Source organism: Spirillospora sp. CA-128828, from assembly GCF_050945415.1.
Taxonomy (GTDB): domain Bacteria; phylum Actinomycetota; class Actinomycetes; order Streptosporangiales; family Streptosporangiaceae; genus Spirillospora.
In genome coordinates, this window is sequence record NZ_CP191986.1 from 1,706,598 (window position 1) to 1,727,846 (window position 21,249).

The 21,249-nt window shown below is 70.5% G+C and carries 23 protein-coding genes and 1 tRNA gene; 17 read left to right on the forward strand and 7 right to left on the reverse strand.

Annotated features, from left to right (window positions below; genetic code table 11):
- Positions 1–274: 274 nt before the first annotated feature.
- A tRNA-Ile gene (locus tag ACQPXG_RS08770) sits at positions 275–345 on the forward strand.
- A 53-nt stretch (positions 346–398) separates the two neighbouring features.
- On the opposite strand, the gene ACQPXG_RS08775 is transcribed toward ACQPXG_RS08770, so the two are convergent.
- Positions 399–1,625, reverse strand: coding sequence for an MFS transporter (locus ACQPXG_RS08775; RefSeq protein WP_433467115.1), 1,227 nt, complete (start codon positions 1,623–1,625; stop codon positions 399–401).
- A 79-nt stretch (positions 1,626–1,704) separates the two neighbouring features.
- Between ACQPXG_RS08775 and ACQPXG_RS08780 the strand changes: the two genes are divergently transcribed.
- Positions 1,705–2,592, forward strand: a complete 888-nt coding sequence (locus ACQPXG_RS08780) for a LysR family transcriptional regulator (protein ID WP_433467116.1) — start codon at positions 1,705–1,707, stop codon at positions 2,590–2,592.
- Positions 2,593–2,624: 32 nt separating this feature from the next.
- Here the strand turns inward: ACQPXG_RS08780 and ACQPXG_RS08785 are convergent, their stop codons facing one another.
- On the reverse strand, positions 2,625–3,326 hold the full coding sequence (locus ACQPXG_RS08785; protein WP_433467117.1) for a glycoside hydrolase family 11 protein: 702 nt from the start codon (positions 3,324–3,326) through the stop codon (positions 2,625–2,627).
- Positions 3,327–3,743: 417 nt separating this feature from the next.
- Between ACQPXG_RS08785 and ACQPXG_RS08790 the strand changes: the two genes are divergently transcribed.
- From ACQPXG_RS08790 to ACQPXG_RS08855, 14 genes are all read left to right on the forward strand, one after another.
- Positions 3,744–4,748 (forward strand): sulfotransferase family protein, encoded by a 1,005-nt coding sequence (locus tag ACQPXG_RS08790; RefSeq protein ID WP_433467118.1) that lies wholly within the window; start codon positions 3,744–3,746, stop codon positions 4,746–4,748.
- Positions 4,749–5,214: 466 nt separating this feature from the next.
- On the forward strand, positions 5,215–5,472 hold the full coding sequence (locus ACQPXG_RS08795; RefSeq protein ID WP_433467119.1) for an acyl carrier protein: 258 nt from the start codon (positions 5,215–5,217) through the stop codon (positions 5,470–5,472).
- On the forward strand, positions 5,472–6,104 hold the full coding sequence (locus tag ACQPXG_RS08800; protein WP_433467120.1) for an SGNH/GDSL hydrolase family protein: 633 nt from the start codon (positions 5,472–5,474) through the stop codon (positions 6,102–6,104). The genes ACQPXG_RS08795 and ACQPXG_RS08800 overlap by 1 nt, the downstream gene beginning before the upstream one ends.
- Before the next feature lie 35 nt (positions 6,105–6,139).
- Complete coding sequence (locus ACQPXG_RS08805) at positions 6,140–6,970, forward strand: SGNH/GDSL hydrolase family protein (protein WP_433467121.1); 831 nt, start codon at positions 6,140–6,142, stop codon at positions 6,968–6,970.
- 34 nt (positions 6,971–7,004) lie between these two features.
- Positions 7,005–7,445 carry a nuclear transport factor 2 family protein gene (locus ACQPXG_RS08810; RefSeq protein WP_433467122.1) on the forward strand — a complete coding sequence of 147 codons (441 nt, stop codon included), beginning with the start codon at positions 7,005–7,007 and terminating at the stop codon, positions 7,443–7,445.
- A gap of 45 nt (positions 7,446–7,490) precedes the next feature.
- A complete protein-coding gene (locus ACQPXG_RS08815; protein WP_433467123.1) occupies positions 7,491–9,308 on the forward strand; it encodes an acyl-CoA dehydrogenase family protein in 1,818 nt (605 codons plus the stop codon).
- Between the two features lie 6 nt (positions 9,309–9,314).
- Entirely contained in the window at positions 9,315–11,192 is a 1,878-nt protein-coding gene (locus ACQPXG_RS08820; protein ID WP_433467124.1) for a fatty acyl-AMP ligase, read from the forward strand.
- A gap of 129 nt (positions 11,193–11,321) precedes the next feature.
- Positions 11,322–11,903 carry a PadR family transcriptional regulator gene (locus ACQPXG_RS08825; RefSeq protein ID WP_433467125.1) on the forward strand — a complete coding sequence of 194 codons (582 nt, stop codon included), beginning with the start codon at positions 11,322–11,324 and terminating at the stop codon, positions 11,901–11,903.
- 135 nt (positions 11,904–12,038) lie between these two features.
- Positions 12,039–12,536 carry an ATP-binding protein gene (locus ACQPXG_RS08830; RefSeq protein WP_433467126.1) on the forward strand — a complete coding sequence of 166 codons (498 nt, stop codon included), beginning with the start codon at positions 12,039–12,041 and terminating at the stop codon, positions 12,534–12,536.
- A 39-nt stretch (positions 12,537–12,575) separates the two neighbouring features.
- The gene (locus tag ACQPXG_RS08835; protein ID WP_433467127.1) at positions 12,576–12,941 is read left to right on the forward strand and encodes a hypothetical protein; all 366 of its coding nucleotides are present in this window, start codon (positions 12,576–12,578) and stop codon (positions 12,939–12,941) included.
- A gap of 72 nt (positions 12,942–13,013) precedes the next feature.
- On the forward strand, positions 13,014–15,716 hold the full coding sequence (locus tag ACQPXG_RS08840; protein WP_433467128.1) for a nitrate- and nitrite sensing domain-containing protein: 2,703 nt from the start codon (positions 13,014–13,016) through the stop codon (positions 15,714–15,716).
- Positions 15,713–16,132 (forward strand): roadblock/LC7 domain-containing protein, encoded by a 420-nt coding sequence (locus ACQPXG_RS08845; RefSeq protein ID WP_433467129.1) that lies wholly within the window; start codon positions 15,713–15,715, stop codon positions 16,130–16,132. Before ACQPXG_RS08840 ends, ACQPXG_RS08845 begins: the two co-directional genes overlap by 4 nt.
- 6 nt (positions 16,133–16,138) lie before the next feature.
- Positions 16,139–16,558 carry a DUF742 domain-containing protein gene (locus ACQPXG_RS08850; RefSeq protein WP_433467130.1) on the forward strand — a complete coding sequence of 140 codons (420 nt, stop codon included), beginning with the start codon at positions 16,139–16,141 and terminating at the stop codon, positions 16,556–16,558.
- Positions 16,539–17,156, forward strand: coding sequence for a GTP-binding protein (locus ACQPXG_RS08855; protein ID WP_433467131.1), 618 nt, complete (start codon positions 16,539–16,541; stop codon positions 17,154–17,156). The genes ACQPXG_RS08850 and ACQPXG_RS08855 overlap by 20 nt, the downstream gene beginning before the upstream one ends.
- Before the next feature lie 22 nt (positions 17,157–17,178).
- On the opposite strand, the gene ACQPXG_RS08860 is transcribed toward ACQPXG_RS08855, so the two are convergent.
- Complete coding sequence (locus ACQPXG_RS08860) at positions 17,179–17,676, reverse strand: winged helix-turn-helix transcriptional regulator (RefSeq protein WP_433467132.1); 498 nt, start codon at positions 17,674–17,676, stop codon at positions 17,179–17,181.
- Between the two features lie 65 nt (positions 17,677–17,741).
- Here ACQPXG_RS08860 and ACQPXG_RS08865 point away from each other — a divergent pair, with 65 nt between their 5' ends.
- Positions 17,742–19,166, forward strand: coding sequence for an MFS transporter (locus tag ACQPXG_RS08865; RefSeq protein ID WP_433467133.1), 1,425 nt, complete (start codon positions 17,742–17,744; stop codon positions 19,164–19,166).
- 107 nt (positions 19,167–19,273) lie between these two features.
- On the opposite strand, the gene ACQPXG_RS08870 is transcribed toward ACQPXG_RS08865, so the two are convergent.
- From ACQPXG_RS08870 to ACQPXG_RS08885, 4 genes are all read right to left on the reverse strand, one after another.
- Positions 19,274–19,501, reverse strand: a complete 228-nt coding sequence (locus ACQPXG_RS08870; protein WP_433467134.1) for a helix-turn-helix domain-containing protein — start codon at positions 19,499–19,501, stop codon at positions 19,274–19,276.
- A complete protein-coding gene (locus tag ACQPXG_RS08875) occupies positions 19,501–20,106 on the reverse strand; it encodes a DUF2975 domain-containing protein (RefSeq protein WP_433467135.1) in 606 nt (201 codons plus the stop codon). Before ACQPXG_RS08875 ends, ACQPXG_RS08870 begins: the two co-directional genes overlap by 1 nt.
- Positions 20,107–20,178: 72 nt before the next feature.
- The gene (locus ACQPXG_RS08880) at positions 20,179–20,607 is read right to left on the reverse strand and encodes a hypothetical protein (protein ID WP_433467136.1); all 429 of its coding nucleotides are present in this window, start codon (positions 20,605–20,607) and stop codon (positions 20,179–20,181) included.
- Complete coding sequence (locus tag ACQPXG_RS08885) at positions 20,604–21,143, reverse strand: DUF2231 domain-containing protein (protein WP_433467137.1); 540 nt, start codon at positions 21,141–21,143, stop codon at positions 20,604–20,606. The genes ACQPXG_RS08880 and ACQPXG_RS08885 overlap by 4 nt, the downstream gene beginning before the upstream one ends.
- Between the last annotated feature and the right edge of the window lie 106 nt (positions 21,144–21,249).

Consider the following 21,249-nt stretch of genomic DNA (forward strand, 5'->3'; position numbering starts at 1 on the left):
TGTACGAGGCCCGGACCGGCAGGCGACTGGGAAGCTCGGAGTTCGCGGGCGACAGGTTCGGGGGAGGACAGAACGACCCGGCCGAGTCCTGTCCGAAGGCGGCCCAGGCCCGGCGGAACGGTCCCCGGAGCGAAGATAGGGACGGCGATCCTTACGTCCGCCAGATTCAGGCCGCCCTGAAGCCCTACGTGACCGGATGACCACCAGGCGACGGAGGCGGCTCGAAAATCATTGGTGATCGGGCCGGGCGGCCTCTTAGCATTGTCTTATCGCTGCGGGGTAGTGCAACGGGAGCATGCAGGTCTAATAAGCCTGGTGATGCGGGTTCGAGTCCCGCCCCCGCCTCTAGAGAAAGGCGCGCCCGGGTACCGGGCGCGCCTTTACTGTGCTAATTCGGATTACTCGCCGACCGGCACTGTGACGGCGGAAGCGGCCCTCGCGGGGGCCCGGCGGGTGAGGAGTGTGACGAGCAGCGATGCCGCTGTCAGTGCCACGCCGAACCAGAGGACGCTCCTGACGCCGACATGATCGGCGAACAGTCCGCCGAAGAGCGCGCCGAGCGCGATGGACGTGTTGTAGGCCATTGTGTTGAGCGACATCGCGGCCTCGAAGGTGTCGGGAGCGGCGGCGAGCGTCATGTTGACCTGGCACAGTTGCCAGGCGCCGAAGGAGACTCCCCATAGGACGAGCACGATGAACGGGCCGGCCTGCCAGTGTCCGATCGCGAGCAGCAGAAGCAGGGACGCCACGAGTCCCGAGCAGGCGGTCATGAAGGTGGCCCGCAGATTCCTGGTCGCGGTGTGCCCGGCGACGAAGTTCCCCGCCGCGCCTCCGATGCCGTAGACCATCAGCAGCCCGGTGATGGCGCCCGGCGTGATGGACGAATTGTCCTCCAGGAACGGCCGCACGAATGTGTACGCCCCGAAGTGGCCGAGCACGAACAGCACGATGGTGAACATCACCGAACGCAGCCGCACATTCTTGAGCGGGAGCGTGAAGACCTCCCGTACCGGAACGGCGTTCTCCGACGGCAACGACGGAATCATGACGGTGACCGCGAGGAACACCAGCGCACCGAGGCCGCTCCAGATGAGGAACGTGGTCCGCCAGCTGGTGAGGTTCTCCAGGAACGTCCCCAGCGGCATGCCGACCACCGCGGCGATCGAGATGCCGGACATCACGACCGCGGCCGCCCTGTTCGCGTGGCGCTCCGGAACAAGACGCATCGCCATGCTGACACCTATGGCCCAGAACACGCCGCTGGCGAATCCCATGATGAGCCGCGTCGTCAGGACCAGCGGATAGTTCGGCGAGACGGCGGTGACCAGGTTCCCCAGAGTCAATATCGCCAGCAGCGCGGACAGCAGGACGCGCCGGTTGACACGCCTGCTCCACGCCACGATGAACGGCACGCCCAGCCCGGCCGAGACGCCGTACACCGTGACCATCAGCCCGGCGACTCCAACTGATATGCCGAGGCTCGCGCTCACCGGAGTGAGGATGCCGACGGGCATCAGCTCGGTGGTGAGGAAGGCGAACAGGCTGGCCGTGATCGCGGAGACCCCCAGCCATGATCGCAATGTCGAATGCGGTCGCTCGATGCGGATGTCAGTCCTCAAAGTCATGCCGGAAGTCTCGCTCCGACGCGATCAATGAGTCCAACACATGTTTGTCATCTCATCGATCTCGATACAAGATTGATCGATGGAGCTCCAGCAGATGCGCTACGTGGTCGCGGTGGCCGAGACGGCGAACTTCACCCGGGCGGCCGAGCGCTGCCGGGTCGTCCAGTCCGCGCTGAGCCACCAGATCGCCCGGCTGGAGCGGGAGCTGGGCGCCCGGCTCTTCGACCGGACCAGCCGCCGGGTCCGGCTGACGCCCGCCGGCGAGGCGTTCCTGCCCGCCGCCCGGCAGGCGCTCGACGCCGCGGAGCGGGCTCGCGCCGAGGTCGCTGCGGTGTCCGGGGAGATCCGCGGCCGGCTCGCCATCGGCGCCATCCCCACCGTGACGGCGGTGGACCTGCCGGGCGCGCTGAAGAGCTTCCACGTCCGCCATCCGCAGGTGCGGATCACGCTACGCGTGGGAGGGAGCGACGACCTGGCCGAACGGGTGCGGCAGGGCACGATGGACATCGCCCTCCTCGGGCTGCCGCGCGACGTCCGGCCGAAGGGCGTCCACGGCCGCGTCCTCGCACAGGGCGAGCTCGTCGCGGTGGTCGCGCCCGGCCATCCGCTGGCCGACGCGGTGGACGTGGATCTGCGCCGGCTGTCGGACGAGGTGTTCGTCGACTTCTCCGCCGGTACGGCCGGGCGCGCCCAGTCGGACGAGGCTTTCGCCGCCGCCGGAGTGAGCCGCGAGGTCGCCTTCGAGGTGACGACCCCGGCTCTCGTGGCGCGGCTGGTCCGGCTCGGCCTGGGCGTCGGCATGCTGCCCGCCGCCTTCGTCACCGAATTTCCCGACCTGCGTGTCGTCGAGCTCCGCGATCCCCCCACCCGGGTGGAGCACCTGATCTGGAGCCGGCTGGGCCCGTCCCCGGCCGCCGCGGCATTCCTGGAGGCTCTGGACACCCCGGCGGAGTGGCGCGGCCGGTAGGCGTGCCGCGCCACAGGTATGCCGCCGCCGCTTCAGCCCACCGTCAGGTTGGAGCTTCCGCTGCTCTGATATCCCTCGGTCGCGAGAATCATGTAGTAGCTGAAGCTGCCCAGGTTCATGCCGTGGGCCGCCCAGGCGTTGAAGTGATTGCCGGTAGTGATGGTTCCGCCCGTTCGCTTCGACTGCCGGACGCTCCAGTACTGATTGAAGGTCCTGGTGCCTTCGACCGAAGGGGCGTTGTACCGCGTCGTCTGGTAGATGTCGTAGGTGCCGCCGTCGCTGGTGACGGTGCCCTTGTACGTTCCCGTGGGCCGGTAGGTGCCCCAGTTGTCGACGACGTAATACTCGACGAGCGGGTTGGAGGTCCACCCGTAGAGGGCCAGGTACGCATTGCCGGACGGATTGAAGCTGCCCGAGTAGTTCACGCTTCTGCGTCCGCCGTTGCTCCAGCCTTTGCCGGCGACGAAGTTCCCGACGTTGCTCCATTGGGTGCTGTAACTGCCGCCGGATTTCAGCGTCATCGAGACCGATCCGCCGCCGTCGGTCCAGAAGGAGTAGTAGTAGCCGTTGTTGGTGCCGGTCTGGTTCGTGGTGATGGTCGTGTCGGCCCTGGCGGTCCCGGGCAGGACCGCCAGGGCCGCGGCCAGCGCCACGGCGCAGGCGGCGGCGAACGGCCTGGTGCGGAGATCGAGCCTGGTGAGGCCGTGTCTGCGGGGGACGGGGGAGTCGTTCATGGGAGCCTCCTCACTCGCGGGTTCGAAGCCCGACCCCGTGTCACGGGCAGGGTGGCCGGAGGGGGCTTTGCGCCCGGAGGTCACCCGGCCCGCGTAACGGGGGTTCCAGGGGGTCGCCCCCCTGGGTGAACACGGCGTCAGTGTTGGCTGGGCGCGATCACTGTGTCAACAGTTTCGGAAATGTTTCGTAATTCGTGATCGCTGTTGGTGGAACATCTTCCCTGGTAGGTCATATTTTGCGTCGCCGGACTTCGATGAAATCGAAGGGGCGGTCGGATTTGTTGATCAAGATCGAATCCAATGATTCGAAACTTTCGAAGCGCCACATTGTGGGTCTGTGAGGGGCTGTGCGGCTTTCAGGATGTGTTGAGGTTCGCTTGAGCTTCGTTGCAGGGGCCGCGGGTACGTTCGCCGGCCATGACAAGGGAGTTCTGCCGGCCGATCTTCGTTCTCGGGTGTCCGCGATCGGGGACGACGCTGCTTCAGCAGATGCTGCACTCGCACCGGCGCATCGCGTTCCCGTCCGAGACGCGGTTCGTGCACACCTCGTACGAGGCGCGGCATGGGTTCGGCGACCTGGAGCGGGCCGAGAACCGGCGGGCGCTGGCCGAGTGGATCACCGGCGGCCGGGACACCAAGTTCAAGGTTCTGGAACTGGACGCCGCCGACGTCATCGAGGAGATCGTGCACGGGCCGCCGACGCTCGGGTCGGCGCTCGCGGCCGTCTTCCGCGCCTATGCGCGGCGGCACGGCAAACCGCGGTGGGGGGACAAGCGCCCCAGCTACTTCCGCCGGGTGCCGATGCTCCAGCGGATGTTCCCGGACGCGCAGTTCGTCCACCTCGTCCGGGACGGCCGGGACGCGGTGAGTTCCCTGATGGGCATGCCCTGGTTCAAGGGCGACATCTACGCTGCCGCGCTGACCTGGCGGGAGGCGGTCGACACCGGCACGAACCTCGCGGCCCGTCTGGGCCCCCGTACCTTCCACGAGCTCCGCTACGAGGATCTCGTGGCCGAACCCGAGGACGCGCTGATGAAGCTGTGCGCATTCATCGGCGAGGAGTACGACCCTGAGATGACGCGGGCGTACGAGCACGCCCGGCGGACGGTGCCGTCCACACGGAAATGGCACCTGCGCACGCATGAGGCCGTCAACACCCGGCGAGTCGGAGCATGGCGCGACCGCCTGGAGGGGTGGGAGGCGGATCTGGTCGAGCATGTCCTCAACTCCCGCCTGCTCCACCACGGCTATTCGCTCAGCGAGGGAGCACGCCCCGCCGCCGGGCATCTCGCCAGATTCCACCGCCTCGCGGCGCACCGCTGGCGGACGCGGCACACGCAGGCCGTCCGGGACCGGCTCGCCGAGGCTCGCGAACCCAACCCCGTGGCCTCGCGGTTGGCCGGGCCCGTACCCGTGGCCTGAGGGTCTGCAGGCACTGATACCGCGAGGACAGGTGTTCCTTCCCCTCGGGCAAGGCATCCCTGACTCGACTTGGATGGGCGGATCTGGGGGGTTGTCCGAAATTCTCATGGAACGTGCCCGGAGGGCGGGAGCCGGGGCCGGCCGACCGGCGGGCGCCTGCTGGGGAACGACGCAGGTAGCGTGCCGCCGGACGCTGTGCGGGAGTAGACGGATCGATGGGACCCGGGAGGACGGCGTGGCCGGCCGGCGTTCGGGTGGGCCCATATCGGAACTGGCTACCAGTGGGTAACTTGCTGCCGTTTTTACCAGGTCACTGACTGGGTTTACGAGTCGGAGACATGCCCGTGTCCGATCGTTCACATCCGGGTCGAGACACGCCCTGCATTTGGCTGTATCTTGCGTGTTGCTCGTCTTCCGATAGCTATCGCGATTGATTCGATGATCCTCTGCCATAAGGAGGAATGCGGTGACCAGATCGGAAACAATTTCCCACGACGAGCTTCAATCGTGGCTTCTTGACAGGATCGCCTTCTACCTCGACAGGCCGACCGAAAACATCGATCCGGCGGTCGAACTCGCCCGCTACGGGGTCGACTCGGTCTACGCCATCAGCATCATCAGCGACATCGAGGACCACCTGCAGGTCGAGGTCGACGTGGCCGAGGCCCGGCGGCGGGAGACGGTGACCGACCTCACCGACTACCTGCTCGACCTCGTCGCGTGATGGCCGGCCGGCCCGAGGCCGGCGCCGCCGGGCCCGCCATGGTGGTGCTCGGCGACAGCGTGGCCGAGGGCCAGGACGATCCGGACCCGGCCGGCGGGTGGCTCGGCTGGGCCGGACGACTGGCCCGTCACCTGGCGATTCGCCGGGAGGAGATGCTCAACGTCTCCGACCCCGGCGCGACGGTCGAGGACGTCGTGCGCGACCAGCTGCCCGCCGTCCGGGACCTGCGGCCCCGGCTCGTCGTGCTCGGCTGCGGGATGAACGACGCGCTGCGCGGCTTCGAGCGGGCGGACGCGGCGGGCCGGCTGCGCGAGCTGTTCGGCTGGGCCGGCGAGCGGGGCGCGGTCGCGCTCGCCATCCCGGTGCCGCGCCCGCCGCTGCTCGACATATCCCCGATCTCGCAGTTCCGCAAGAAACGGACCGTGCAGCGGATTCATGACTTCAATGCGGAGCTGGCGAGTGCGACCGCCGAGTTCGGAATCCCGTTTCCGGCGCGGGAAACGGTGGCGAAAGTCGCCGACCCCGCGATGTGGAGTGCCGACGGAATCCACCTCAACTCGCGCGGTCACGGGTATGTCGCGGAGGTGATCGCGGACCTTGCGAAAAGCCTGCTCAGCGAGCGGGTGATCTGAGCCTCGGGGGGCCGATCCAGCAGTCTGGGAAACAGATGAAGAGACCATTCGCCAGCGTCCGCGTCCCCCGTTCGACGATGCTGATCCCGCTCGCTCCGGTGCTGGTCGTGCAGGCATGGCGGACGGTGCGCCGGACACCGCGGCTCGACCCGGCGGCCGGCGACGAGCAGGGCTTCGTCGCCGGCGCCGACCCGGGGAAGGGCCCGGCCTTCCGGGTCGTCGTGATCGGCGAGTCGACCGCGGTGGGCGTCGGCGCCCGCCGGCACGCGGAGGCGCTGCCCGGGTTCCTGGCGGTGGCGCTGCGGGAACGCCTGCGGCGCAGCGTGGCGTGGTCGGTCTCCGGCGAGAACGGGGCGACTGCCCGCAGGATCACGACCGGTCTCGTCCCGCCGGCGACCGGTTCCGCCCCGGACCTCGTGGTCGTCACCGTGGGCATCAACGACCTGATCAGGCGGCGTTCGCTGCACCGCTGGACGACCGACGTGGCCGAGCTGGTCGGCGTCCTGCGCGAACGGTACGCGGGCGCGAAGGTGCTCGTCGCCGGGATGCCGCCGGTGCACCTGTTCCCCGCCCTCCCGCGCCCGCTCCGCTCGGTCCTCGGTGAGCGGGCCCGCACCATGGACCGGATCATGCGGGAGACCGCCGCGGCGTGCGGCGCGGTCCACGCTCCCATGGACGAGGCGATGGCGCGCGACCGCGCGCTCTTCGCCACCGACGGCTTCCACCCCTCGCCCGCCGGCTACCGGGCCTGGGCGGAGGACCTCGCCCGCGTCGCCGCTCCCATTCCCGCCCCCGCCCCCGTCCTTCCCGCGCAGGATGCGCCCCCCCCCGCCGCCGCCGCCGTCCCACCCCGGACGGCGCAGTGACCGCCCTCACGGCAAGCGAAAGGGAGCAGCTCAGATGACCGTTCCCGGAACGTTCCGATCGGCGGTGGAGGCCAAGGACCTCGCCGCCATCACCGGTGCGCTCGACCCGGGCATCGAGTTCCACAGCCCGGTGATGGTGAAGCCCTATCTGGGCCGTGACGCCGTCGCCGCGCTGCTCGGCGTCCTGCTGGAGGTCTTCGAGGACTTCCGCTACACCGACGAGCTCGCGGGCGTCCCGTCCAACGGGACGAACGGCGCCGGCCCGCCCGCGCAGGCGCTGATCTTCAGCGCCCGGGTGCTGGGCAAGGCGGTCCAGGGACTCGACCTGCTCAGGTTCGGCGAGAGCGGGCTGGTCACCGGCCTGACCGTCATGGTGCGCCCGCTGCCCGCGGCGATGACGCTCGCCCGGGTGGTCGGCAGGCGGATGGAGGACGCGGGGGAAGCGGGGGGTCCGTCCGGTACTCAGCAGGCCTAGGGGCAGCCACAGGGAGCGACCCAGACATAGGGAGTCGAAGGAAAGATGGACAGTAAGGTCCCCGTACACCCCGCATACCCCGTACATCCCGCGCCGGCGGAGTCGTCCACCAGGACGCCGGCTCCAGGGAAGCCCTTTCCCGAGAGGCTGTCCCCGGCGCACGGGATAGCCGCCGACCTGAACCGCCATCTCGGCGACCCGATGGACGACGAGGCCGGCCCCTTCTCCTACAAGGCCATCGTGGAGGCGGAGGAGCGCGACGAGCTGCCGCCGGGCGCGGTGGACGCCGTCAGGGCGTGGGGTTTCCCGAAGTACCTGGTGCCGAGCACGCTGGGCGGGCGCCTGACGACACTGGAGGAGCTGTTCTTCGTCACCCGCGGCATCTCGCGCCGCAGCGTCACCGTCGCGGTGATGTACGGGTCGGGGCTGCTGGCGGTGAACCCGGTGTGGCTGTGGGGTGATCCATGGCAGCGCAAGACCGTCGCCGACGGGGTGCTGCGCGGCGACCTGGCCTGTTTCGGCGTTTCGGAGGCCGACCATGGCAGCGACGTGATGGCGTCGGAGTCGGAGGCCGACATCCAGGGGGACGAGCTGGTGCTGACCGGCGTGAAGTGGCCAGTCGGCAACGCCACCCGCGGACGGTTCGTGACCACCTATGCCAAGACCGGCCCGCGGGACTTCTCCCTGATCCTTGTGGACAAGCGGGAGCTCGACCCCGCCGCCTGGTCGACGCTCCCGCCCGTCCGGACGGTCGGGCTGCGCGGCCACGACCTCAGCGGCGTCGCGTTCTCCGGCGCGAGGCTGCCCGCGGAACGGGTGATCGGGCGGCGCGGTTCCGGGCTCGTCCAGACGCTGAAGACCCTGCAGATCACCCGGACGGCGATCGCGGCGCTGTCGGTCGGGACGATGGACGCGGTCGTGCGCATCGGGATGGAGTACGCGAGGCAGCGCACTCTCTACGGATCGGACATCTACAAGATCCCCGTGATCCGCGACCATCTGGTCAAGGCGCATCTGGACCTGCTGATAGCCGAGTGCGTCGCGATCCCCGTGGCGCGCTGCCTGACGGTCGCGCCCGGGCGGCTCAGCCTGTGGTCGTCGATCGTGAAGTACTTCGTCCCCGTCCTCGGGGAGGAGGTCGTGGCCAGCATCGGGACCGTCCTCGCCGCACGCGGCTACCTGCGGGAAGGCGTGGCGCACGGGGTGTTCCAGAAGCTTCAGCGCGACCACGCGATCGCGAGCATCTTCGAGGGCACCACGCACGTGAACCTCGCCAACGTCGCCGGGCAGCTCCCGTACCTCGTCGAGCCGCCGGCGGAGACGGGACGCGAGGAGGAACTGCTCGCCGACCTGTTCTGCTGGACGCGGACGCCGCCCGCCTGGAACCCGGACGGCCGGCTGCTGCAGCTCACCAACGAGGGACGCGACGAGGTCGGCCAGCGGTTCGAGGAGATCGCCGAGGAGCTGCTGACCGCGGCGAACGCGCACGCGGCGCCCGGCGTCGCTGCGGAGCTGAAGGATCTGCTGTCCGGCATCGGCGGCCTGCGCGCCAAGGTGGAGGCGGGCATCCGCGCGAACGAGGGCGACACCTCGTCGGTGGCGGCGCTCGCCCGCGCCAAACGGTACTGCGAGCTGCACGCGATGGCCTCCTGCATGCTCACGTGGCTGCACAACCGGCACGCGTTCGGCGGCCCGTTCGCGGACGGGCAGTGGCTCGTGCTGTGCCTGCAGCGGCTGCTCCAGCGCGCGCAGCCCGACACCGTCCTGTCGGAGGAGTTCCTCCCGCCGCTGGAGGACGTGATGTTCCGCGGCGCCGCCGAACGACGGTGGTTCTCCCTGCTGTCCCTGGCCGAGGACGAGTGAGTCCCTGTGTACACGGATTTCGTGTCGCTGGTCCGGGAGAACATCCGGGCGCATGGTGACGACCGCTCGTTCACCTTCATCAGCGAGGAACCGGGCCCTGTCTCCCGTGGGCGGCGACCCCCGGCGTCCCCTGGGCTGGGAAGGAGGTACAAGGAGAACGTCGTCGGTTTCGCCGAGCTGGACCGGAAGGCGCGTGTGCTGGGCTGCCGCCTGGAGGCGCGCGGGCTGCGCGATCGGGCCGTCCTGCTGCTGTATCCGGAGGGGCTGGAGTTCCTGACGGCGTTCCTCGGCTGCCTGTACGCGCGGGTCGTCGCCGTCCCGGCCCCGCTCCCGGACCTGGACGCGGGCCGTTTCGGACGCACCCGCCGGATCATCGAGGACGCCGACATCGCGCTGATCCTCACCGACACGGCGCACCGGGGCACCCTCGACGCGTGGCTGTCGGCCGCCGGGCTCAGGGGACGCGTCCACTGCCTGGACACCCAGGCGGGCAAGGAGTCCGATCCGGGCGGCTGGAAGCCCCCGGATTTCGGCCCCGGCACGCTGGCGTTCCTCCAGTACACGTCGGGTTCGACCAGCGAGCCCAAGGGCGTGATGGTGACGCACGGCAACCTGCTGTGCAACGGCGAGGAGATCAAGCGCCGCATCGAGGGGACGGCCGACACGGTCGGCGTCGGCTGGGTGCCCCACTACCACGACATGGGGCTGGTCGGTCAGTTCCTCCAGCCGCTCTACCTCGGCTGCCGGTACGTGTTCACCTCGCCGATCACCTTCATCAAACGTCCCGCGCTGTGGCTGGAGCTGATCACCCGGTACCGGGGGACGATCACGCTCGCGCCGAACTTCGGGTACGAGCTGGCCCTGCGCCGTGTCACCGACCGGCAGCTGGAGGGGCTGGACCTGTCGTCGCTGAGGGTCGTCAAGAACGGCGCCGAGCCCGTCCGGGCGGCGACCCTGGAGGCGATGACCGAGCGGTTCGGGCCGGTCGGCTTCCGGCCCGCCATGTGGATGCCCTGCTACGGAATGGCCGAGACGACGCTGCTCGTCACCGGCGCGCCCCTGGGCGGCGGACCCGTGGTCCGCGACTTCGACGCCGAGGCCCTCACCCGGGACGAGGCCGTCGCCCGCGGCGCCCCGAACGGTGACTCTCCGAACGGCAGTGCCGAGAACGGGGTCAGGCGGCTCGTCAGCAGCGGGCGTCCCGTCACCCTGGACGTCCGGATCGTCGCCCCGGAGACGCGCGCCGAGCGGCCGGAGGGACGCGTCGGCGAGATCTGGGTCCGCGGCGGCAGCGTCGCCCGGGGCTACTGGAGAAGTCCCGAGGAGAGCCGGACGACGTTCGGCGCGCGCACATCCGCGGACGAGGGCCCGTTCTTACGGACGGGCGATCTGGGATTCATCGCCGACGGCGAGCTCTACGTCACCGGCCGGATCAAGGATCTGATCATCGTCAACGGCCGCAACATCCACGCGCACGACATCGAGGAGGCGGCGCGGGCCGCCCATCCGGCCGCGCTGGTCGGCGCCGCCTTCGCGATCGACCCCGATATCGACCCGGACATCGGCCCCGGCATCGACGCGGGCGCCGGCGGGCCGGTCGACGCGAGCCGGGAACAGGTCGTCATCGTCCAGGAGATCAGCACCCGGGCCGCCGCCGGAACGCCGCTGGACGAGCTCGCGTCCCTCATCAAGACCCGTGTCGCCCGCGCGTTCGAGCTGCCCGCGGTGAGCGTCGTGCTGTCCGCGCGGGGCACCGTCAGGCGGACGACCAGCGGCAAGATGCAGCGCCGGCTGACCCGGGAGGCGTTCCTGAACGGGGAGATAGCCGGGCTCGCCGGCGACCTCGAACCGGGCGTCGCGGAGCTTCGCCGGGTGCGCGCATGAGCGCGGGCCGGGCGATTTCGAAGATCGCGAAAATTCGGGCTGACCAATCCTAGTCAAAATGATGACTAATCATGTCGTTGTCTGCTAACGTCGGGCATCACCCTGAGTCAAGGCGGGGAGAGAAGGCCGATGGCGCTACGTCACGCGGTGCTGGCGGCGCTGCTCGACGGCGAGTACAGCGGCTACCAGCTGGCCAAGATCTTCGATTTGTCGGTCTCCAACTTCTGGCATGCCGTACCGCAGCAGCTCTATTCGGAGCTGTCGAGGTTGGAGACGGAAGGCCTGATCAACGGACGGCAGATCATCCAGCACGACCGTCCCAACAAACGCGTGTACACCGTCACCCCGGCCGGGGTCGACGAGCTCGAACGGTTCGCCGCGGTCCCCGCCAAGCCGGGGATCATCCGCGAGAACCTGCTCGTCATGGTCCAGGCCGTGGACCACATCTCCGCCGCCTCCGTCATCGCGCAGCTCGAGGACCGGGCGGTGGCCTCCGCCGCCAAGGTCGAGGTCTTCGAGCGCACCCTGAAGCACCTGCGCGGCGACCTGGACGAGGAGACCTTCCTGCGCACCGGGTCCCCACTCGGCCCGTACCTCACCTGCCTGCGAGGCCGCCGCTTCGAGCAGGAGAACTACGAGTGGTTCACCAGCACCGCCCGGCTGCTGCGCGCCCGGGCGGGCACCCAGGCCGAGGGAGGCGACGCGTCATGACCGCGCCGCGTCCCTCGGGCACCGTGCCCCCGTCCGCCCGAACGGCGGCGCCGGCACCATCCCCCCATGCCCGCGGCCTCGCACCCCGGCCGGGCCGCATCCGGGCGACACGCCTTAGTCAAGGAGGCGTTCATCATGTCGGGCGAACACCACACCATCGAACTCCCTAGCACCCTGGCCACCACCACACCACCGCACGGCCTGCCCACCATGGACGAGCCCGCCCCGCTTCTGCTGGGCGAGCTAACGCTGCCCGCCGAGCGGGAGTCCGTCCCGCGCGCGCGGCGCTTCAGCCGGTCCGTCACCACCGCGTCCGGCATCGGGCACGTCGCCGACGACGCCGAGGTCCTGGTGTCCGAGCTGGTCACCAACGCCGTCCGGCACGCGCCGATCCCCGGCTCCGCGCTGTGCCTGCGGCTGCTGCGCGCCGGCACCCGGCTCCGCATCGAGGTGCACGACCAGAGCGCCGCCGTCCCCAGGGAGCGGCCGGTCGACCTCATGGAGGAGACGGGACGGGGCTGGTTCCTCGTCGCGGTCATGGCCGACCGGCACGGCACCGACCACACCGCGTCCGGCAAGTCGGTCTGGTGCGAAGTGCGCGCCTGGCCGCGGGACGAGCACCCCGGTCACTGAGCACCTCCCGCGCACCCCGGTCCGGCGATGGGACGTGCCATGCCTGCTGAGTACCACCGCCCCCCGGACTACTACCGGTGGGACGGCCGACGCATCACGGCCGAGGAGGCCCAAGGGCTGCTGCTCGACGTGCGGGGACGCCTGCTCGCGCAGGACGTCATCCGCGTCGGCGCCGTCGTCGTGGTCGTCTCGACCTGGTTCACCGTGATCGATCTCGGGCTCGCGGCGAACGGAAGGCCGCTGCTATGGCAGACGATCGTGTCCGATCACGCGATGCACGCGGACATCGGGCAGTACACCACGCGGGAGAAGGCCGCGCGCGGGCACGCGCAGGCCGTCTCCATGATCACCAGCCGGCTGCGCGGCCTGGTCGCCCGCGCCGCGCTGGACGAGGCGCGCCCCTGACCCCCGCGCCCCCTGACCCCCGACACACGGGCCGCGACATCCGGCCCGTCCCCGGCTTGAGGTAGTGATCTGATGACCTCGAAGACACCCCGCGACGGCGCGTCCGGCGGCAGCACCCGGCGGAGGCGCCCCATCCGGCTGCGGATCACGGCTTTGCTGCTGGTCCCGCTGGTGTCCCTCATCGCCCTGTGGGCGTTCGCCGCGAACATCACGCTCGGCGACGCGTTCGACAAGTACGACTTCTCGACGACGTACGAGAAGATGGGGCTTCCCGGCATCTACCTGGTGAACCAGCTCCAGGCGGAACGCTCCCTCAGTGTCGTCGCGCTGAGCACGCGCAGCCCCGCCGACAGGCAGAAGCTCGGTGGGCAGCGCGCCCGGGTGAGCGCGGTCGAGAAGGCGTTCCGCGCGACCGCGCTGTCGCCGGAGGCGAGGGACGCCGCGCAGCCGGAGACCAAGCAGCGGCTCGCCGAGGCGATCAAGGCGCTGGACCGGCTGCCGCAGCTGCGCGCCCAGGTCGACTCGGGCACGGCCCAGCCGCTGGAGGTCATCAACTCCTACAGCACCGTCCTCGACCAGGTCATCACGGTCTTCGACGGCCTGGTCACGGTCAACGACGTCGCCATCCTCACCCAGGGCCGCGCGCTGATCGGCATCGGCAACGCCCGCGCCTACATGCTGCGGGAGGACTCGCTCGTCACCGCGGCACTGGCGCGCAACGGGCGGTTCACCCAGGCCGAGCACACCGCGTTCGTCCAGTGGGCGGCGGAGGGACGGCGCGAGTTCGACGCCGGGCTCGCCGACCTGAACGGGCAGATCCGCGGGCCGCTGGAGAAGCTGGCCTCGTCCGAGGGCTACCGGCGGTACCGGGCGGCCGAGACGGCGATCGTGAACGCGCGCGGCGACCGGCTGCCGCCCGAGGCCGCGGACTGGCAGGCCACCACGCAGCTGCTGTCGCAGGCGTGGGCGCAGAAGGTCACCGAGGCGAGCCTCGCGCTCAACGAGCTGGCCAAGCCGATCGGTGAGCGGATCGTCCTGCGGCTCGTCCTCGCCGGCGGGTTCGGGCTGCTCGCCGTGATCGCGTCGATCATCCTGTCGCTGCTGGCCGCGCGCAGCCTGTCCCGCGAGCTGCGCGGGCTCCAGCGCGCCGCGCTGAACCTCGCCGAGGACCGATTGCCGGGCGTCGTCGCCCGGCTGCGGCGCGGTGAGGAGGTCGACGTGGACGCCGAGGCCCCGCCGCTCGTCATCGGCAAGAGCAGGGAGGTGGCGCGGGTCGGCGACGCCTTCACGAAGGTGCAGCACACGGCGATCGAGACCGCGGTCCGCGAGTCGTACCTGCGGCAGGGCATCAGCCGCGTCTTCCTCAACGTCGCGTGGCGCAGCCAGTCGCTGCTGCACCGCCAGCTCCGGATGCTGGACGAGATGGAGCGCGGCGCGTCCGACCCGAAGGCGCTCGAAGACCTGTTCCGCCTCGACCACCTCACCACCCGCATGCGCCGGCACGCCGAGGGCCTGGTCATCCTGTCCGGGACGTCCCCGGGCCGAGGCTGGAGCCGCCCCGTCCACGTCGAGGACGTCCTGCGCGCCGCGGTCGCCGAGGTCGAGGACTACACGCGGGTCGAGGTCGTCGTGGTGTCCGGGCAGGCCGCGGTGATCGGCGAGGCCGTCGCCGACATCATCCACCTGCTCGCCGAGCTGATCGAGAACGCGACGGTGTTCTCCCCGGCGCCGACCGAGGTCCTCGTGCGCGGTGAGATGGGCGCGAACGGGTTCGCGGTGGACATCATCGACCGCGGCATCGGGCTCGACCAGTCCGAGCTGGACGCGCTGAACCTGCGGTTGTCGCGGCCCCCGGAGTTCGATCTGGCGGTCACCGACCGGCTCGGCCTGTTCGTCGTCTCCCGGCTCGCCGGACGGCACGGCATCAGGGTCGCGCTCCAGCCCTCCCTGTACGGGGGTGTCAGCGCCGTCGTGCTGATCCCGCGCCAGCTGATCGTGGACGTCGACCAGCCTGAGGACGAAGTCGGAGCCGAAAGCGTTCCGGGTGGCGATGTGGCGGTCGCTGGAAACGGGGCCGCCCCGCAGAACGGGTCCGCCCCGGCGAACGGGATGAAGCCGTGGCCCACGCCGCCGGGGCCCTCGTCAACGACGATGCTCAACGCCCCGGTGTACGACATCGCGCCCGTCCAGGACACGGCGGTGCCGCCCGACGCCCCGGCGTCCTACCCCGAATGGATGGAGGACCGGCCGGAACAGGACGCGGCGGTGGGGTTCGACAACGGCGACCAGACCCCGACGTCGTACGGAACCCCACCGCCGCATGAGACACCCCCGGCGGGGACCCGGCTGCCCGGACCGGCGCCGGTGTTCGACGCGACGCGTCCGTTCCAGGCCGCGGGGCCGCACATCCCGGCCTACGGCCACGACCCCTACGCCGGGCCGGGCCGGTACGAAGCCCCCTCGGCCTTCGGAGAGCAGTCTTTCGGGGAGCAGTCGTTCGGGGAGGCGCAGGTCCAGGCGGCCGGGGGCGGGCGCGCCCCGCTGCCGCGCCGGGTGCGGGGCGGCAACCTGGCGCCCCAGCTGCGCGACCCGAACCCGTACGAAGAGGAACCCGCTCCGCCCGACCCCGGCGACGCCATCGCCGCCTGGGAGGAACGGTCGGCGGAGGCGTCCCGTGACCTGTTCGCGTCGCTGCAGGCGGGCTGGCTGCGCGGCCGGGACGAGGACGAAGCACCCGCGGACGGACCCGTGGACGGCATGGAGGGAAGATCATGACCCAGCAGGGAGCGGGCACCGAGCTGAACTTTCTCCTCGACGATCTGGTCGACCGGGTGCCGCAGATCCGCAAGGTCGTCGTGCTGTCCCGGGACGGGCTCGTGATGGGTATGTCGCGGGGCGTCGGACGGGAGGACTCCGAGTACCTCGCGGCCCTCGCCGCCGGCTTCCACAGCCTCGCCGTCGGGGCGCGGCCGCAGTTGGACTCCGGCGAGATCCGGCAGACCCTCGTCGAGATGGACAAGGGGCTGTTCTTCGTCGTCCCCGCCGGGGCCAACAGCTGCCTGGCCCTGCTCAGCGAGGTCGGCGCCAATGCGGGCCTGGTCGCCTACGAGATGACGATGCTGGTCAAGCGCGTCGGCAGGCAGCTGTCCACCGGACTGAGACAGGGCGCGCCCGGACCTGGACACAGGTGACCCGGAATGGACCCCAGCGACGTGCCCGGTGCTCCTCGGGGTCCCGGCCGGGAGCGGTGGCTGGACGCCGCCGCCGGACCGGTCGTCCGCCCCTACGCGGTGACGCGCGGCCGCACCCGGCCGAGCGGGGAGCCGCTCGACATCGTGGCGATCCTCGTCGCGACCGGCCGGCCGCCGTCCGAGCCCGGCCGGCTGTCGCGCCAGCAGCGCCGGCTGCTGGCGCTGTGCCGGCGTCCGCACGCCCTCGCCGACCTCGCCTCGGACCTGAACCTGCCGCTCGGCGTGATCCGCGTGCTGGTCGGCGACCTGCTCGACTCGGGCCTCGTGGACGTCCAGCGGTGGTCCACGCCGTCCGCGCCGGCCGTCCAGCCGCACACCGATCCGAACCTGCTCAGGAGGGTGCTCGATGAGCTCCGCGCGCTCTGATCTCGACGAAGTCGAGGAGACCGACGACCGGGCGGACGGCCCGCGCGTCGCGCTGAAGATACTCGTCGCCGGCGGGTTCGGCGTCGGGAAGACGACCCTGGTCGGGGCGGTCAGCGAGATCCGGCCGCTGCGCACCGAGGAGGCGCTGACCGACGCGAGCGTCGGCGTCGACGACCTCGACGGCGTCGCCGCCAAGACCACCACCACCGTGGCGATGGACTTCGGCCGCATCACCCTGCGCGACGGCGTCGCGATCTACCTGTTCGGGACGCCGGGACAGGAGCGGTTCTGGTTCATGTGGAACGAGTTGTCGCGCGGCGCGCTCGGCGCGGTCGTGCTCGCCGACACGCGGCGGCTGATGGCGAGCTTCGCCTCGATCGACTACTTCGAGCGCAAGGGCACGCCGTTCGTCGTCGCCGTCAACTGCTTCGACGACGCCGACCGCTACGACCCGCCGGAGATCCGGACTGCCCTGGACATCGACCCGCACGTCCCCGTCCTGCTGTGCGACGCCCGCCATACGGTCTCGGCGAAACAGGTCCTCGTCTCCCTGGTCGAACACGCCCTCCGCCTGGCCGGCGGCACCCGGCGCCCCTGACCCGCGTATGGCGCGGGCGCCGTCAGGCGCCGGTGTGCTGCTCGCCGGGTTCCGGCGGGCCCATGACGATCTCGTCCACACCGACGTCGTGGCCGTCCGCGCATCTGACCTGCGCCGTCACGCGCTCCCCGCAGCGGGCGTGGGTCAGCATGACCTGGCGGCCCTCCTCGTGGGGCAGGTAGGTCTCGCCCCATTCCATGAGGCTGACCAGGGTGGGCGCGAGGTCCAGGCCCATCTTCGTCAGGTGGTACTCGTAGCGCGTGCGCTGCCCGGGTTCCTGGTAGGGCTCCCGGACCAGCAGGCCGGCGTCGACCAGATGGCGCAGCCGGGCGGTGACGGCCGATTCGGTCATGCCGAGATTGCGCACGAAGTCGCCGAAACGGTTGGTCCCGAAGAACGCCTCGCTGAGCACCAGGACCGCCGACGGCGGACCCAGCGCGGCCAGTGTTCTCGCGACCGGGCAGTTCTGCATCGACCAGGCTTCGCGGTCGGCGAAGTGCCCCTCAAGTGCGATCGTCACCCGTCCACTATAAACCTGCTGACTTCGCTTGACCAAAGTCAGGTGGCTCGCTAGCCTCCCTGACTATGGTGGAACAAAGTCAGGTACGCACGGGGCCGGTGCTCGCGGTGCTCTCCGTCGCCTCCTTCATGGCGGGCCTCGACCTGTTCATCGTCAACGTGGCGTTCAACGACATCGGCCGCGACTTCGCCGGGGAACCGATGGCCGACCTGTCGTGGGTGCTCAACGGTTACGCGATCGTCTTCGCCGCACTCCTCGTCCCGCTCGGCAGGCTCGCCGACCGCTACGGCCGCAAGAAGGGCCTCGTCCTCGGCCTCATCGTCTTCACCCTCGCCTCCCAGGCGTGCGCCGCCGCCCCGTCCCTGTGGTGGCTGGTCGCCTTCCGCGTCGTGCAGGCCGCGGGAGCGGCGGCGCTCATCCCCACCAGCCTCGGCCTCCTGCTGTCGGCGTTCCCGGCGGCACGGCGCGGCGGCGCCGTGCGGATCTGGTCCGCCGCCTCCGCGATCGCCGCCGCGGCGGGGCCGGCGATCGGCGGCGTCCTCGTCGACGTCTCCTGGCGCTGGGTGTTCGAGGTCAACGTCCCCGTCGGGATCATCGCGGTGCTGCTCGCGCTCCGCCTCGTCCCCGACTCCCGCGAAGGCGTCACCGCCCGCTTCCCCGACCTGCCCGGCACCGCCGTGCTGACCGGCGCCGTCGCGCTGCTGGCGCTCGGCCTCGTGCGGATCAACGACTGGCCGGGCGAGCGGACGACCGTCGTCGTCGGCGCCGCGCTGCTCGGCCTCGCCTGGTTCTGGCTGCGCTCGCTGCGGCACCCCGCGCCGGTGATCGAACCCGCGCTGCTCGCCGTCCGCACCTTCTTCTGGTCGAACGCCGCGGTCCTGCTCTTCACCGTCGCGTTCGCCGCCAACCTGCTGATCGGCGTGCTGTGGATGCAGCAGGTCTGGCACTACTCGCCCATCAGGACCGGGCTCGCCGTCGCGCCCGGCCCCCTGATGGTCCCCATCATGGCGCTCATCGCCGGACGCATGGCCGCCGCACGCGTCCCCGTCGGACTGATCACCGCCGTCGGGTGCATGCTGTGCGCGTTCGGCGTCGTCATGATCGCGATGAGCCTCGGCCCGGCACCGGCCTACGCGTCCGAGATGCTGCCGGGCTGGCTCATCGGCGGGACGGGCGTCGGCCTCGCCCTCCCCACCATCCTGTCCGCGGCCGCCGTCGACCTGCCGTCCCACCGCTACGCCACCGGCAGCGCCGTGGTCAACATGAGCCGGCAGATCGGCACCGTCCTCGGGGTCAGTCTGGCCGTCGCCGTGCTCGGCACCCCGCACGGCTACCCCGACGCGCACACCGCCTACGTCCACGCCTGGCTGATGGTCGGCGGGTTCATGGTGATCGCAGCGATCGCCGCCCTTGGCATGACCCCGCGCCGCCTGCAGCCGACCCGCCCCGTCCCCGAGCCAGAAACGGAAGTGATCGCCGGCGCCTCATGACCTCTCGAAGACTCGGGAGACGGGCGAAGCCTTGACCCGGACCGCAAGGCCCGGTTCGTCCGAACCCCGCACAGCAGGCACCTCATCCGGAGAGGTGCCTGCTGTATTTATTGGTTCTTCTCGTGGGCCAGCAGGTCACCCGGTTGGCAGTCGAGTTCCCTGCAGAGGGCGCTGAGGGTGGTGAAGCGGATCGCCTTGGCGCGGCCGTTCTTCAGGATGGAGAGGTTGACGGGGGTCACGCCTACGCGTTCGGCCAGTTCGGTCAGGGTGAGGCCGCGTTCGGCGAGGAGGGCGTCCAGATGGACGGTGATCTCGTGGGGGTCCTCCGGGGGCATCAGACCAGGCCCTCGGTGTCGGCGCGCAGGCGGGTGCCGTGGCCGAACGCGCCGGCCAGGGCGGCGACGAGGATGGACAGCAGGACGGTCGACGCGGACATCGTGAACCCGGACTCGACCTCCTTGGTGAACGGGGTGCCGCTGATCAGGGCCTCCGTGGTGATCATGTCGAGCGCGGGGACGGCGGTGCCGGTCAGGATGAGGGCGACGGCGATGCCGTAGAGGCGGTACACGTTCGCCGGGACGAAGACGTCGCCCCTCCGGAACGTCGTGGCCATCCGCATGAGAATGGACAGGATCACGAGGATCAGGCCGGCGTGGACGATCTGCGGGGCGGCGAGGAGGACGCGGTCCCAGAGGGCCGGGTCGGTGAACGCCAGTTCGGCGTGGTGGGTGCCGCGCAGGGTCGCCCCGCCGGACTGAAGGTGCGGCACCTGCGCGGCGGTGTCGAGACGCACGTCGCGCGTGTCGATGGGGGGCAGGGGCCCGGTCACCCCGAGGAGCGGGAAGAGGGCCTGGAAGAGGCCGACCAGCAGCAGGCCGAGCCCGATGACCAGTTCCAGGACATGGCTGTCCACCCGCGTCCAGCGGAAGGCCGTGGTCATGATGTGTCTCCTCGCGCAGCGGCATATCGTTTTTCGATAATAACGATAAACGATATGCCGCCGTCAAGCCCCTCAGCCCTGGAGTGCGCTGAGGACGACGAGGAGCAGGGTGGCGACCGCGAAGAGGCCGTGGCCGAGGACGACCGGGACGGGGAAGGAGCTCTCGGGGGCGGCGTCGGCCTGGGCGGAGCCCGGGGCGCCCGCGGCGCGGACGGACGGCGTGCGGGACACTGTCAGCCAGCGGGCGAACATGACGAAGCCGAGCAGCGCCACCGGCAGCAGGATGCCGAACGCCGTCCAGGCCAGCGCGCCGGTGTCGGTGAACAGGTAGATGATCCAGACGACGAGGCCGGCGGCGGCGAGCAGGAAGTGGCCGAAGATCACCGGGACGGGGAGCCGGGAGTTCCCGCCCCGGACCCCGCCGCGCGCGATCCAGGTGCCGAGCATGTAGAAGCCGCCCAGGGCGGTGACGAGCCAGGTGACGAGTGCGGCGATGTTCATGGTGTTCCTCCTTGGTCGGTGTGGGGACGTGGTGTGCGGGCAAAGCCCTCGGCCTGGGTTCTCTCGTCGGCGACGCGCACGCCGTAGCGGTAGGCGAGTTTCCCGCCGAGGAACCCGGACACGGCGAGGCACGCGAGCGACACGGCGGAAAGCGCGATCTGACCGAGGTCGACGGCTCCGGTGACGTCCCCCATGCGCCAGCCGAATCCGATCGCGTAGGCGAGGGTCACGGCGAGGTTCAGCGACATGTGGACCAGGGCCGTGCGGAAGGCGGGCGTCCCCGGCGGGATGGCGAGCAGATCCAGGAAGCCGGCCGCCGCGGCGGCGAGCGCGCCGATGACGCCCACGCCGATGAGCCACAGCGACCCCTTGGCCAGGAAGTCCGGGTCATCGACCAGATGCGAGGCGATGTCGAACACGAGGCTGCCCGTCCACGCCCCGATCGGCACCGTCGCGAGGATCGGGTGCAGGGGATGGCCGTAGCTTCCGGCGAGCGGGCTCACCGGCTGTTTCGCCAGGTACTGCGGATCGTCCATGACGACCTCCTGTTTCACCAACAAGTATTGGTGTTATAGCAGAGGGCCGTCAACACGGTGCGGCTGGCTGGGGCGCTGTCCTGTTTCGGGTAACTTTCTGGGCGTT